Annotated in this window: 12 protein-coding genes; 7 read left to right on the top strand and 5 right to left on the bottom strand. The window is 54.8% G+C overall.

Features of this window, described 5'->3' with window-relative positions:
• Positions 1–65: 65 nt before the first annotated feature.
• From glmS to AC0TNJ_RS19810, 3 genes are all read right to left on the bottom strand, one after another.
• A complete protein-coding gene (gene glmS / locus AC0TNJ_RS19800; RefSeq protein ID WP_122003572.1) occupies positions 66–1,889 on the bottom strand; it encodes a glutamine--fructose-6-phosphate transaminase (isomerizing) in 1,824 nt (607 codons plus the stop codon).
• 209 nt (positions 1,890–2,098) lie between these two features.
• On the bottom strand, positions 2,099–3,463 hold the full coding sequence (gene glmU / locus AC0TNJ_RS19805) for a bifunctional UDP-N-acetylglucosamine diphosphorylase/glucosamine-1-phosphate N-acetyltransferase GlmU (RefSeq protein ID WP_122003595.1): 1,365 nt from the start codon (positions 3,461–3,463) through the stop codon (positions 2,099–2,101).
• 59 nt (positions 3,464–3,522) lie between these two features.
• A complete protein-coding gene (locus tag AC0TNJ_RS19810) occupies positions 3,523–4,278 on the bottom strand; it encodes a cytochrome c biogenesis CcdA family protein (RefSeq protein ID WP_473772418.1) in 756 nt (251 codons plus the stop codon).
• A gap of 196 nt (positions 4,279–4,474) precedes the next feature.
• Between AC0TNJ_RS19810 and mprF the strand changes: the two genes are divergently transcribed.
• Positions 4,475–7,096 (top strand): bifunctional lysylphosphatidylglycerol flippase/synthetase MprF, encoded by a 2,622-nt coding sequence (mprF, locus tag AC0TNJ_RS19815; protein ID WP_473772147.1) that lies wholly within the window; start codon positions 4,475–4,477, stop codon positions 7,094–7,096.
• Positions 7,093–8,505 carry an AcvB/VirJ family lysyl-phosphatidylglycerol hydrolase gene (locus AC0TNJ_RS19820; RefSeq protein ID WP_473772148.1) on the top strand — a complete coding sequence of 471 codons (1,413 nt, stop codon included), beginning with the start codon at positions 7,093–7,095 and terminating at the stop codon, positions 8,503–8,505. The genes mprF and AC0TNJ_RS19820 overlap by 4 nt, the downstream gene beginning before the upstream one ends.
• Before the next feature lie 204 nt (positions 8,506–8,709).
• Here AC0TNJ_RS19820 and AC0TNJ_RS19825 read toward each other — a convergent pair whose 3' ends face one another.
• Positions 8,710–9,855: a tyrosine-type recombinase/integrase gene (locus AC0TNJ_RS19825; protein ID WP_473772149.1), complete on the bottom strand. Its 1,146-nt coding sequence runs from the start codon at positions 9,853–9,855 to the stop codon at positions 8,710–8,712.
• 137 nt (positions 9,856–9,992) lie between these two features.
• Here AC0TNJ_RS19825 and AC0TNJ_RS19830 point away from each other — a divergent pair, with 137 nt between their 5' ends.
• The 3 genes from AC0TNJ_RS19830 (at position 9,993) to AC0TNJ_RS19840 (ending at position 11,080) form a co-directional block, all read left to right on the top strand.
• A complete protein-coding gene (locus tag AC0TNJ_RS19830; RefSeq protein WP_122003591.1) occupies positions 9,993–10,178 on the top strand; it encodes a hypothetical protein in 186 nt (61 codons plus the stop codon).
• 408 nt (positions 10,179–10,586) lie between these two features.
• Entirely contained in the window at positions 10,587–10,784 is a 198-nt protein-coding gene (locus AC0TNJ_RS19835) for a CUE domain-containing protein (RefSeq protein ID WP_122003570.1), read from the top strand.
• On the top strand, positions 10,781–11,080 hold the full coding sequence (locus tag AC0TNJ_RS19840; protein WP_122003569.1) for a hypothetical protein: 300 nt from the start codon (positions 10,781–10,783) through the stop codon (positions 11,078–11,080). The genes AC0TNJ_RS19835 and AC0TNJ_RS19840 overlap by 4 nt, the downstream gene beginning before the upstream one ends.
• 455 nt (positions 11,081–11,535) lie before the next feature.
• On the opposite strand, the gene AC0TNJ_RS19845 is transcribed toward AC0TNJ_RS19840, so the two are convergent.
• Positions 11,536–11,664 carry a hypothetical protein gene (locus AC0TNJ_RS19845; protein ID WP_473772150.1) on the bottom strand — a complete coding sequence of 43 codons (129 nt, stop codon included), beginning with the start codon at positions 11,662–11,664 and terminating at the stop codon, positions 11,536–11,538.
• A 111-nt stretch (positions 11,665–11,775) separates the two neighbouring features.
• Here AC0TNJ_RS19845 and AC0TNJ_RS19850 point away from each other — a divergent pair, with 111 nt between their 5' ends.
• Positions 11,776–12,585 carry a formate/nitrite transporter family protein gene (locus AC0TNJ_RS19850; protein ID WP_473772151.1) on the top strand — a complete coding sequence of 270 codons (810 nt, stop codon included), beginning with the start codon at positions 11,776–11,778 and terminating at the stop codon, positions 12,583–12,585.
• Positions 12,586–12,606: 21 nt separating this feature from the next.
• Complete coding sequence (locus AC0TNJ_RS19855; RefSeq protein WP_473772152.1) at positions 12,607–13,284, top strand: SOS response-associated peptidase; 678 nt, start codon at positions 12,607–12,609, stop codon at positions 13,282–13,284.
• Positions 13,285–13,390: the final 106 nt, after the last annotated feature.

The following is a 13,390-nucleotide window of genomic DNA, read 5'->3' on the forward strand; positions in this document are numbered from 1 at the left end:
CAAAATGGCGGCACTCCGCCGCCATTTCTATCAACTTATAAAGTCTTCCCTTTAGTGAATTGAATTTATTCGACGGTGACCGACTTCGCGAGATTGCGCGGCTGGTCAACATCGGTGCCCATCAGAACAGCGGTGTGATAGGCCAGCATCTGGATCGGCAGCGCATAGACAAGCGGCGTGATGAATTCCGGTACATCCGGCAGAACGATGGTTGCCATCGTGTCGATGCTGGCAGCTTCTGCGCCTTTTTTGTCGGTGATGAGAATGATCCGACCGCCGCGCGCAGCAACTTCCTGCATGTTGGAAACGGTCTTTTCATAGAGACGATCAGACGGCGCTATGACGATTACCGGCATCGTTTCATCGATCAGCGCAATCGGGCCGTGCTTCAACTCGCCAGCGGCGTAGCCTTCGGCGTGGATATAGGAAATTTCCTTGAGCTTCAGCGCGCCTTCCATGGCAAGCGGGAAGGATGTGCCGCGACCGAGATAAAGCACATGACTGACTTTGGCGAGTTCATGACAGACTGCCGCAATCTGGTCTTCCAGCTTCAGCACCTGATTGATGAAACGCGGTGCTTCGGAAAGCTGACGCACCAGTTCCTGTTCCCGCTTGTCATCGATTGCGCCGCGCGCCTTGGCTGCGGCAATCGCCAATGAGGCCATGGCCGAGAGCTGACAGGTGAAAGCCTTGGTCGAGGCGACACCGATCTCCGGCCCTGCGAGCGTCGGGAAAATAGCATCGGATTCACGCGCAATGGTCGAGCCCGTCACGTTGACGACGGCAGCTATTTTCAGCCCTTGCGATTTGCAGTAGCGCAGCGATGCCAGCGTATCAGCCGTTTCACCGGACTGCGACACGAACATTGCCAGCGAATCCTTCGACAGCGGCATTTCGCGATAGCGGAATTCGGAAGCGATATCGCTATCCACCGGCAGGCGCGCAATCTGCTCAAACCAGTATTTGCCGACAGATGCCGCATAATAGGCCGTGCCGCAGGCAGAAATCGTCAGGCGGTCGATCTTGCTGAAATCGATGCCGATCGCTTCCTGACGCACTTTGCCCGTGGTGAAGTCGAGATAATTGGCGAGCGTATGAGAAATGACTTCCGGCTGCTCGAACATCTCTTTTTGCATAAAGTGACGGTGATTGCCCTTGGAGACGAGCATATTTGCCGTCTGCGTCTTCTGGATCGGGCGCTCAACTTCGTTGTTGTTCTCGTCGTAAACGGTCACGCCCTTCCGCGTCAGCACAGCCCAATCGCCATCTTCGAGATAGGCGATGGTATCGGTAAAAGGCGACAGCGCAATAGCGTCGGAACCGAGGAACATTTCACCTTCGCCATAACCGACAGCAAGTGGCGGTCCCTGACGCGCTCCGATCAGGAGTTCTTCGTCTCCTTCGAACACGAAGGCGAGCGCGAAAGCGCCGTGCAGCATCGGCAGGCTGTCGCGGACAGCCTCGACCGGGGACTTGCCCTTTGCCAGTTCGCGGGTCACCAGATGGGCGACGGCTTCGGTATCGGTTTCCGTCTGGAACTTGTAGCCTTCCGCCTCAAGCATGGCGCGAAGTTCGGCGAAATTCTCGATGATGCCGTTATGAACGACCGCAAGGCGCTCGGTAATGTGCGGATGCGCATTGCGCTCCACAGGCTTGCCATGCGTCGCCCAGCGTGTGTGGCCGATACCGATGACACCGGGTAGCGGCTCTCCTGCCAGTCGCTTTTCCAGATTGACCAGCTTGCCTTCGGCACGGCGGCGATCGAGCTTGCCGTTCTGCAATGTGGCGATACCGGCAGAATCGTAGCCGCGATATTCAAGCCGCTTCAGTGCATCCACGAGAAGCGGAGCGACTTCGTTATTTCCGATAATGCCGATAATTCCACACATGGGTTGCTCCAGATCCAACGTTTGAGACGTGTGCTTCGCGGTTTAAAGATTCTAACGCAGAACGGCAACCCAATGGATTGACGCTCGTTTAGAGCGGTTCTTGCTATTACGGAATAGTTGGAACCGCTCTATCTGTCTGTTTCTGCCGCATTTCCGAACGCAAAACCGCTTCGCACTTTTGCTGGAAATGCTCCAAGCTATTGGATGATTTATTTCGCCGGGGTTTTAGCCGCTTTGATGGCGGCATACTTCTCCCGCAGGATTTTTCCCCGACCTTCCTTGGTTTCTTGCCGCGCGCGGCCAAAAGCCAGCGCATCGGCAGGAACATTGTCGGTGATCGTGCTGCCTGATGCGATATAGGCATTGTCGCCGATTTCCACCGGGGCCACCAGCGAACTGTTCGACCCGATGAACGCGTTTTCGCCGATCACCGTCTTATACTTGTTGTAGCCATCGTAGTTGCAGGTGATCGTGCCAGCGCCGATGTTGCTCCCTGCGCCGACGGTTGCATCGCCAATATAGGTCAGGTGATTGATCTTCGCGCCCTTGTGCACGGTGGCGTTCTTCACTTCGCAGAAATTGCCTACCTTGGTCTTTTCGCCCAGATTTGCGCCCGGACGTAGGCGTGCAAACGGCCCGATCTCCGCCTTCGGACCAACTTCAGCCCCCTCAAGATGCGAGAAGGAATGGATCAGGGCTCCCGACGCAACATGCACGTGGGGACCGAAGAAGACGTTCGGCTCAACAACAACATCGGCCTCAATCAGCGTGTCGTGGGAGAAAAACACTGTTTCAGGCGCAATAAGCGTCACACCTGCCAGCATCATCTCGCGGCGCTTGCGCTGCTGCCAGATGGTTTCTGCTTCAGCCAGTTCGACGCGGTTGTTGATGCCGATCACATTGTCGACCGGGACTTCGATGGCCGTCACATTCATGCCCCTGCCATGGGCGATGGCAACAATGTCGGTGAGGTAATATTCGCCCTTGGCGTTGTTGTTATCGACAGCATCCAGAAGCGCCAGCGCGTGTTGGCCGCGAACAGCCATCAGCCCGCCATTGCAGAAACCGATCTGCTTCTGCGCTTCGCTTGCTTCTTTTTCCTCAACGATGGCAACCAGTTTGTCGCCTTCTTCAATCAGACGTCCATAGCCGTGCGGATTATCCGGACGGAAACCGATAACGACAACATCGGCGCCTGCGGCCAGCCGCTCCCGAGCCTTTTGCAGAGATTGCGCCTCGATCAGCGGCGTGTCACCAAAAACGATGAGCAGATCGTCATAACCGCGCTCAATTGCTGCACGCGCTGCCAGGACAGCGTGCGCTGTACCGAGACGTTCCTTCTGCTCGAAGGCCGACACCGGCCCGGCATTCTTTTCCACCGCCGCACGCACTTCGTCAGCGCCACGTCCCACGACCAGCGCAACATCGCTTTTGCCAGTGCCCTGAACTGCCTTGACCACATGCGAAACCAGCGGCAATCCCGCCACCTGATGCAACACTTTGGGCAGGCTGGATTTCATGCGTGTGCCTTCTCCAGCAGCAAGCACGATGGAAAGGCAGGTACGGTCTGTCATGGTATCGTCCAAAAAATTGAGATGATCTTCGCTCATAACATCAAAGCGTCTATGAAAACTTACACACCAGTCTTCAGGAAAAGACCTTCGATTTGCCCGAGTGCAGGAAAGGTTTCAAGCATCCAGTACGAGAAGGACTGCATGCCGCCGGTCAGGAACAAAACGCCGGCAACCACCAGAAGCGCGCCCATCGCTTTCTCCACCTTGCCGAGATGCACCCGGAAACGCGAAAGAAAACGCATGAATGCGCCGGAAAAAAGGGCAGCGATCATAAATGGAATACCGAGGCCGAGCGAATAGATCGCCAGCAACAGCGCCCCCTCGCCAACCGTGCTGCTACCGCCTGCAAGCGTCAGAATCGGCCCGAGAACAGGCCCGATGCACGGTGTCCAGCCGAAGGCAAATGCCAGTCCCATAATGTAGGCACCAAGTGGCGATGCCGGAGCGTTACGTGCCTGAAAACGCGCTTCGCGGGACAAGAACGACAGACGCAGAACGCCAAGGAAATTCAATCCCATCAATATGATAACGGCGCCCGCGACGATTGCAATTTCCTGCTGCCAGGCGCGAAGGAAGGCGCCGATTGAAGAAGCACCAGCGCCAAGCGCCACAAAAACAGTCGTGAAGCCGAGAACAAAACAGATGGCGGCAAATGCCAGCGAACGACGCGCCGAAGGTGCTACCGCAACGGTTGCCCCCTTCTCTGCACGGAAATCCTCGACGCTCACACCCGCCATATAGCACAGATAGGGCGGTACCAGCGGAAGGACGCAGGGCGAAAGAAACGACAATGCGCCAGCTCCGACCGCAGTCATGTATGAAATATTGAGCACCAATACCTCTTTCAATTCGTCAAATCACTTGTGGCCCCTCTCAACCGCGGGCCTATATAGACCAATTTCGGCTCTACTTTGAATATTTTCAATGCGGCATCTCGCTCGACCACAAGTTCGCCCTAAATCGAGATCATTGCGCGATTTATATATGTTGCTCCAACCGGACGATGTTCCTATGAGCCTTATTGATGATGACGAAGTGCCTCCCATGCCATCCGAAACGTCAGCAAGACATCATGGCTGGTTCACCCGCTACCAACATTTTTTGTTCCCGATAGCCGGTATCGCCATTGCGTTGCTTGCAATTTATGTGCTGGAAAATCTGCTCCAGCATACGTCTCGCACGGAAACGCTAGCTGCCTTCCACAACATCTCATGGACGACGCTCGGCCTGGCCGTGTTCTTCACAGCTCTAAGCTATGCGGCAGTTGCGCTCTATGATGTCGTGGCCGTGGATACGATCGCGCCCAACCAGATACCGCGCCGAATTGCTGCTGTGGCGGGTGCTGCTGGCTATGCGATATCCAACGCACTCGGCTTTTCGCTGCTGACCGGTGGTGCCCTGCGTTATCGCATCTATGCGGCAGAAGGTGTGAGCCTGGCCGACATCGGCAAGATTGTCGGGACATCTTGGTTTGCGATCTGGTTTGCCCTGATCATCATGGTGGGGGCAGCCTTGTTGATCGACCCAAAGGACGTCCCATGGCTTTCCACCATTGATCCCCGCATCGATATTGTTGCGGGCATCGCCATTCTGGGAGGTGTTGGCTGGCTGATCTTCTGGCTGTCGCATGGACAACGCAGTTTCACGATAGGCTCGTTCAGCCTGCGTCTGCCGAACTCCAAAGGCGCGCTAACCCAGATCTTTGCAGGGCTTGTCGATGTAGGGGCTGCGGCCGCCACGCTCTATGTCCTCATGCCTGCCGACGCCGTGCCAAGCTTTGCGGTTTTCGCACTGGTCTATGTGATCGCCATCGTGCTTGGTATCGCCAGCCATGCTCCAGGTGGCCTGGGTGCATTTGAAGCGACCATCATTGCGGGACTTGGTCTCGGCGGCAAGCCGGATGCCATCGCGGGCCTTCTTGCGTACCGGCTTGTTTATACCGTCATGCCGCTTGTCGTGGCCACAGCAGGCATTCTCATATGGGAGATCATGCGCCGCCGCCATATGCTCGGCAAGCAGGCGCGCTTTGCCAAGCGGCTGGTCGAGCCACTCATCCCAGCCCTGTCTGCCAGTATCATCTTTCTGGGCGGGATCATGCTTCTCGTTTCCGGGGCCACGCCAGACCTCCGTTACCGCGTCGAAGTGCTCTCCGATATCGTTCCGGAATCTTTCATGGAAATGTCGCACCTCGCCGCCAGTCTCGTTGGCGTCGCGCTGCTCATCGTTGCTCGCGGCCTCTCGAAGAGGCTTGCCCGTGCCTGGGTAGCCGCGCAAATACTTCTTCTCAGCGGCGCAGCTTTTTCGCTGACCAAAGGCCTTGATTGGGAAGAAGCTATCACCCTGTGCCTCTTCGCTTTCACGTTGTGGGGGTTCCGGGATTCGTTCTATCGCCGCCCCATTTCGGGACCGTTTGACCTGAGCTGGAACTGGATCGCGACAGTCGGCACGACTGTGCTCGTTTCCACATGGCTCGGCTTCTTCGTCTATCGCCACGTGGAATATTCCAACACTCTATGGTGGGATTTCGCCTGGAATGGCAATGCACCCCGGTTTCTGCGGGCAACGGTCCTTGTCTTCGCCGTGGTTGCCGCAGCCGGCCTTTATTCGATCATCAACAGGAATGGGCACCGCTGGCGGAAGGTGGATTATTCGATACCCGATGCCGTGCCTGCTCTCGTCGCCCAATGCCCACATACCGACGCTGCTCTGGCGCTGCTCGGCGACAAGCAGTTTCTGCTCGCTCCCGACGAGAGTTCCTTCATCATGTATGCGCAGTCTGGCGGTAGCCTGATCGCGCTCGGCGATCCCATCGGCAATGAACAGACTGGCAAGGAGCTTGCGTGGTCATTCCACGGACTCGCCGACAAGCTTGCCTTGCGAACCGTTTTTTATGGCGTCGGCCCGCAAAGCCTGCCTCTGTTCCTGGACATGGGCCTGGTTGCGCTGAAACTGGGCGAAGTCGCGCGTGTCGATCTCGCCAACTTCTCGCTCGATGGTCCACGCCGCCAGCCGTTTCGCTATGCCGACCGCAAGGTCGACAAGGACGGACTGACATTTGAAATCATCCCTGCAGCTGACGTGCCGCCGCTCATTCCTCGCTTGCGGGAGATTTCCGACGCGTGGCTCGACTTCAAATCAGGCAGCGAAAAGGGGTTTTCGCTGGGGTATTTCGATGACGAATATATGAAACGTTTCGACGTCGCGGTGTTGAAAAGCGAAGGCGAAATCGTGGCTTTCGCCAATATATGGCGCGGCGCGGACAAGTATGAAATCACCGTTGACCTCATGCGCTATATGCCCGATGTGCACAAACTTCTGATGGACGCACTGTTCGCAAAACTGATGATGGCTGGCAAGGAACAAGGGTACAAGTGGTTCAACCTTGGCGCCGCCCCCCTTTCCGGCCTGAGCGGCAGTCGGCTGGCCTCCCGCTGGAACCGCTTTGGCTCCTTCATCTACAAGCGCGGCGCCGATCTCTACCACTTCGGCGGACTGAAAGCCTTCAAGGAAAAATTCGACCCTGTCTGGACCCCGCATTATATGGTTTGCCCGGGCGGACTTGAGACGCCACGCGCGCTCCTCGATGCCACAACCCTCATCAATGGCAGCCCCCTGGAGTTCATCCGCAAATGACGAAAAGACGCGTTCTCTCTATTGTGCTCGGGCTGGCTTTGGTGGCAGCGGCGGGTGTATACGGCGCATTGCACACGGGTAAAATCGCCCGGCTCTGGACAAAAATAATCAATTCCGACGAACCGGTTATTCATGCCAGCGCCGAGAGGCTATCCAATATCCCGGTTTACATGCCCGAGAACGACCCAGTGGGTCTCGCTATCCTGCTGAGTGATGAGGGCGGCATAGGCGACCGGGAAAAACAATTCATGGATGCCATGCTTGCCCGAAACATGATCGTTCTGCCGGTCGAGCTAGGCCCATGGCGCGCCGCTCTCGATAAGGAGGACGGCGAATGCAACTATCTGGACTCCGATTTCGAAGCCATCGCCAAGGAAGCCTTGCGCGGGCTGGATCTCGGCGTCTATTTTCACCCCGTCCTGACAGGCGTTGGACAAGGCGCGACTATTGCTTATGCGGCCGCCTCGGATTCGCCGGATGCAACGATTGCAGGCGCTGTTGCGCTTGATCCGGTTCCGGCCAAGACCCGCCTGCCTTCATGCACGGAGAAAGCCGCAGCAACCACGCCCCCCGGTGGAGGCTTCACCTATGGTTTCAATGTTTCAATTCCGGCCCCTGCCCTTGTAGTTGGACCAACCGGATCGCCGGTCAACGATCCCGCTACAGCGCGACAGGAAAATTTCGCCGTGCTTCAATCTGCTCCTGCGTTTCCGGCACGCCTGAAAATGGCCGTCGACAATGTCGTGGCCATGGCGGATCAGGATGCCAAAAACGAAGCCCTCCCTATAGTCGACCTCCCCGCCAAGAACGGAAAAGCCGATATAATTGCGGTCTTCTATTCGGGAGACGGCGGCTGGCGCGACCTCGACAAATCCATCGGCGAGTGGCTGCAGGCGCACGGCGTCCACGTGATCGGTGTGGATTCTCTGCGTTATTTCTGGTCAGAACGCACACCAGAGGAAATCGCCAATGATACGACGGCGATGATCAATAAAGCTGACCCGACGAATAAATTGCCGGTAGCTGTTCTAGGCTATTCATTTGGCGCGGATACATTTCCGTTTGCCTGGAAATATCTGCCTGCCGCCATACAGGACCGGACGAAAATGATCGGCCTACTCGGTGTTGAAACCACAACCACATTTCAGGTTTCCATTGAAGGATGGCTTGGAATGGATGGTGACAAGGAGGTCATTCCGGCCATATCGACGATCCCCCTTGACCGGGTGGTTTGTGTCTATGGCCAGGAAGAAGAGGATACTGCCTGCACTGCTCCCGAACTGAAGGGCATGGAAGTCATGAAACTGGCTGGCGGTCATCATTTCGATGAAAATTATGAGCCAATTGCCGCCAGCCTGCTGGAAAAGATGCGCACCCGTGCCGGATTGCCGCCACGACCGGCCAGTTGATAGACGGTCAAAAAGGACATCACTACGCATGTCTGCAAAAGACGCAAGCTGCTGTAAAAGCAGACTTAAATAAACGGTGCTAAGTTATTGATTTTGGTGAGCGCGCAGGGATTCGAACCCTGGACCTACTGATTAAAAGTCAGTGAATAAAATGTTTATTTTCAATATGTTATAAGTTTCATGTGCCATTTGTGTGCCAATCTATCATGAGGCGAGCGTTTCGGCAATCCTGTCGAATGCTGCCTTATGATCGTCGGATGGGAACAGATGGCCGTATCGATTCATGGTTATTGCGTAACTGGCGTGGCCCGCCAATGTCTGCACGGCCTTGGGGGAAAGTCCGGCTTCGATCCACGTCGAAATCGCATAATGCCTCAACGCGTGCCATCCGATATCCGGGGCGTTCGTCTTTGCGATAAGGGGCCTCCAATCCCGTTTCATAAAATTCGTATGCCTAATGAAGCCGCCCCTGCTGTCGGTGAATACGAAGTCGTCAAATCCGTTATGCTTGGACGACGCTTTCCACGCCTTCAGCTGATCAATCATCGCCTTTCCGATTGGAACGGTTCGGCGGCCCGCCCCCGACTTTGTCGTGTCAAACTCGCCATAGGCATCAACGCGCGTCTCGACACTGACGTGACCATTTTCCAGATCTATGTGCGCCCATCGCAGCGCCCACTGTTCCGAAGCACGCAGGCCGGTGGCAGCGGCAAATCGGATGCGCAGGTCGATAGGCGACTGAGCAAGATTGAGGATTGCCGCTAAAGCCATCTTGGACGGCGGCGTTACTCGCTCCGATCCTTCGTCCCGCTTTCCAATGACGCGGACACCCTTCGCAACGTTTACGCCGACCTTGTTCGTTTCAATACCGTGCTTGAGGGTGCGGCTTAACGTGCCTAGAACGCGGCGCGTGGTGACAATCCCCGCTCCTGCATTGCGCATGTCGTCACGAAACTTGATGACATCAGCTGTCGTTAGTTCTGCCAGCGTTTTCTCGCCAATGCCGTTTTCGAAGCTGATGCTGCTTTCGTCGGTGGGGTTGATCCAATTGTCGAAATGCTGCTTCGTCGTTCGAAGATATGACTGAACGACCTTCTCACCACGTTTGTGGCGCAGATCCATGGCTTTATAGAAATCGTCGCAAACGTCTGCGACAGTAGTTTTCTTCGCATCTTCTTTGTAAGTGGCTGAACCTGTCGTGGCGATGAGTTCAGCCAGCCTTGCTTCTGCTTCGCGCTTCTTTGTGAACTGCTCACGGTGCCGTTTGCCAAGTCGATCCGTAAAATCGAGCTGCCAAGCCTCGTGCTGCCCGCTGGCATTCTTCCATGACCGCTTCTTAATCTTGGCCAAAAATGAACTCCTGATAATTTTGGCACATAATATACAACGGCACATGAGCGGACAAGCTAGCGATGCAGAATCAACACCTCTTGACTGCAATCAAAAATGAGAACAAAATAAGAACATCAAAAAAGCAGGAGAAACCTATGAACGCTCTTGTCCAAAGCTATGACGCCGAGATCGAGGAAGTTCTCGCTTATCACGGCGGAGACGCGCACGCGGCCATTGAAGCGCTTTTGAAAGACCGCGACTTCCTCATTCGCGAAGTAGAGCTATCGCGTCTCGCTGTCACCCATGGTCAGCCGGTCGAGCTCTTTAAAAGGGCAGCGTGATGAAAACTTTCCAGGTCGCCCTTCCAGAATCTTACGCATTGAAGTTCGCGCGTCGCGAGGTGCATCGCGATGCTGATCGGCTCGGCGCTCGCCTGCCTCATCGCATGGCCCGCAAGTCTGGAGTTGGTTTCTGCGTTTTCAGTTTTCCTACTGAAAGGTGCATGAGCGCATTTATGCGTAGGCACGGCGGCAAGCCGTTTGGCGATGGGAAATGGGAAAGGGTTCTGGTTCGATAAACCCAGCGAATGCACACAGAAAATCCACAGGCAATCCCACAAGTTTCCACAGCCGTGAGTCCGCGATTGACTCTCGTTGTAGATGAGAACATTTTAAGAACATCGGGAGGCGGCCCGACAACCTCACAGACATGCTTGGTGGCGTGTGTGTCTGCTTCAATGGAGCAGAACAATGAGTGCGATTGCGCAGGAAAATGAATACAACGATGAAATCGAACTGGTTCTCGCCTACCACAAGGGCGACGTGCGGGCTGCGATCGAGGCGCTTCTGAAAGATCGGGATTTTCTCGTCAAAGAAATCGAATACGCCAGTCTGGCTATGTCGATGGGCTTTGCACGTGGCTGGAAACCGACGGTGTTTGTGAAATGAGCGGCAGATCACGTGGCGAACCGCCAAAAACGCTCATCAATAAGCATTTTCCGTTTCAGGTCGTTTTGTATCTGACAGACGAATTACGCCAACGGCTTTTGGAAGTTATCGCGGATGAGCACCGGCTCGGAGCCTATCACCTGCATGGCTACCAATATTATGAAGGGTATCATTTCTCGATCGTGAAATTCGCGACGCAGGAAGGCCAGCAAGAGTTCATTCGGCTTTATGGCGGATTGCCTTACGACCCGACGGACAAGAAATCCAAGCCGTGGGCAACGTATTTTGATCGATGAGAATGCGGCCTACCTTTCTGCAAGAAATGCCAGCATCGACCCGGATTATGGATCTTCTCCAGTGGTACGAACTATATGGTTATTGCTGTCGCTGCGGACATATCGGATCGGTGGACCGGATGATCCTTCTAAGAAAGTTCGGGACGCATACTTACTTCTTTGATTTGCACAGTCGTATGCGATGCAAGGCATGCACAGCCAAGGGCGATGCGCAGTTTGGAATTACGAAGATGCCGAGGAGATAAATGAGCGGATACAAAAGCGACAACGCCCATGTAGCCAAAGCCGGAAGTCTATTTGTGCACCTTTGTGATTCGAACGGCTGCCAGGAATGGGGTTCGTTCGGCTACAAGACGACATATGGCCAGCTTTGGTTCTGCCGGGCTCATAAGCAGGAAGGCGAGGATGCCCTGTCTGGACGGCGGAAATGAGCGCGCCGCCAACTCGACAACGCATTATTGCGCCATAGGCGCTTCTTGTTCTCCGCTATTCTCAGGGGCGACCCCGTAATAATAAGGCGTTGCAAGAATTAGGCCGAGCACCACGGCCACAGCCAGAATAAAAAGCAATACGGACTTTCGCATTCATTTCTCCTGTTTACGAGAGATGAAACGAACCTCCGGGGGTCAAGTTCCCTCGCTCGACAAACAACCGCGACGCTCTAACTAGCGAGATAAATCAGTGAGGGGATCGCCATGTCCAATCCAGAAGAGACCGAACCGACCGCGGATGGACTAAAGGAAGTTCTCCCGTCGAAATCAGCGGCAATTCACGAGCTGATCCGGCGCGATGGGGACAAAGAAATAAATCGCGAAGCAATGGCGCTGCTTTGGTCGGCCATCGCGGGCGGTATCTCCATGAGCACGTCGATGATCGCCCGCGGTATTCTGGAGACTTATCTTCCGGACGGCGACCTGTTTTTCCTGGTCAGTTCTGCCGGATATACGGTTGGTTTCATCATCGTAATCATCGCCAATCAGCAGCTCTTCACGGAGAATACCATTACTCCGGTTTTGCCGTTCATGGTTGAACCAACGTTGTCTCACTTTCTGAAGATGATCAGGCTCTGGGGAATCGTACTGTTTGGCAATCTCGTTGGGGGTGCGATAGCGGCTTATGTTATGGCCGCGATGCCTATTTTTTCAGACGAGGTGACGAAGACCTTTGTCGATATGGGAAAACACCTCATGGCCAACACCAGTAATGAGTTGTTTAGCAAAGGCATAATGTCCGGCTGGCTTATCGCAACGTTGGTCTGGATGCTCCACAGTACAAAACAAGGTCATATTGCGCTCATATTTCTCATCACCTACCTCATCGCAATCGGCGATTTAACCCATATCGTAGTTGGTTCAATAGAGGTGCTCTTTCTTCTTACAATTGGTGAAGTTTCTCCGTTTGATAGCCTCTTTAATTTTGGGCTTCCGACATTATTGGGAAATGTTGTTGGAGGAACATTTATCTTCGGATTAATCTCGCACGCTCAGGTTCGTGCAGACGAATGAGGAGCTTGCGAGGAGGAGCGCATGTGCAATCTGTACAACATCACAACGACACATGAGGCCATGCGCCGACTGTTTCCTAAGTTCGGAGATATGACGAACCGCGTCGATCCGCAGCTGGATATCTTTCCAGACTATCCCGCGCCTGTTCTGCGAAACATCAAGGGCGATGAGCCAGAATTGGCAATGCTTCGCTGGGGCATGCCGACACCGCCAATGTATGTGAGGGGCGAAGCGGATAGCGGGGTAACGAATATCCGCAATCTGACCTCACCCCACTGGAGGCGCTGGCAAGGTGTTGAAAGCCGGTGCGTCGTTCCTGCAACCTCCTTCTCCGAGTATGGACAGGAACCGGACCCGAAGACCAAGCGCAAGCCGCTGCACTGGTTCGCTCTGAACGAGGAAAAGCCGCTCTTTGCGTTCGCTGGTATCTGGACAAGCTGGAAAGGCGTACGGAAGAAAAAGGAGGGGCCGGTGGAGGTCGATATCTTCGCATTCTTGACCACTGAGCCGAATGCCGTGGTGAAGCCGATCCACCCAAAAGCAATGCCGGTCCTTCTCCGCACCACGGAAGAAATCGACACATGGCTACGCGCTCCATGGAACGAAGCCAAGGATATGCAAAAGCCCTTGCCCGATGCCGATCTGATTGACCTCACACCAAGCAATGACAATCAGGAAGAGCAGGCGAGTTTGTTCTAGGAGCTAAACCCAGATCGTAGTAACATTTGCATGTCAAATTCGTGCCCGATAACTGGCACTCGCCTGCTTATTCAATTCCAGCGGTTTTTTTTGGAACAATCCGGCA

Source organism: Ochrobactrum sp. PL_is483, from assembly GCF_055816855.1.

Excerpts from the sequence above, each read along its gene's own strand:
- glmS (WP_122003572.1), bottom strand. The coding sequence starts at position 1,889 with ATGTGTGGAATTATCGGCATTATCGGAAATAACGAAGTCGCTCCGCTT.
- glmU (WP_122003595.1), bottom strand. The coding sequence starts at position 3,463 with ATGACAGACCGTACCTGCCTTTCCATCGTGCTTGCTGCTGGAGAAGGC.
- AC0TNJ_RS19810 (WP_473772418.1), bottom strand. The coding sequence starts at position 4,278 with ATGACTGCGGTCGGAGCTGGCGCATTGTCGTTTCTTTCGCCCTGCGTC.
- mprF (WP_473772147.1), top strand. The coding sequence starts at position 4,475 with ATGAGCCTTATTGATGATGACGAAGTGCCTCCCATGCCATCCGAAACG.
- AC0TNJ_RS19820 (WP_473772148.1), top strand. The coding sequence starts at position 7,093 with ATGACGAAAAGACGCGTTCTCTCTATTGTGCTCGGGCTGGCTTTGGTG.
- AC0TNJ_RS19830 (WP_122003591.1), top strand. The coding sequence starts at position 9,993 with ATGAACGCTCTTGTCCAAAGCTATGACGCCGAGATCGAGGAAGTTCTC.
- AC0TNJ_RS19835 (WP_122003570.1), top strand. The coding sequence starts at position 10,587 with ATGAGTGCGATTGCGCAGGAAAATGAATACAACGATGAAATCGAACTG.
- AC0TNJ_RS19840 (WP_122003569.1), top strand. The coding sequence starts at position 10,781 with ATGAGCGGCAGATCACGTGGCGAACCGCCAAAAACGCTCATCAATAAG.
- AC0TNJ_RS19845 (WP_473772150.1), bottom strand. The coding sequence starts at position 11,664 with ATGCGAAAGTCCGTATTGCTTTTTATTCTGGCTGTGGCCGTGGTGCTC.
- AC0TNJ_RS19850 (WP_473772151.1), top strand. The coding sequence starts at position 11,776 with ATGTCCAATCCAGAAGAGACCGAACCGACCGCGGATGGACTAAAGGAA.
- AC0TNJ_RS19855 (WP_473772152.1), top strand. The coding sequence starts at position 12,607 with ATGTGCAATCTGTACAACATCACAACGACACATGAGGCCATGCGCCGA.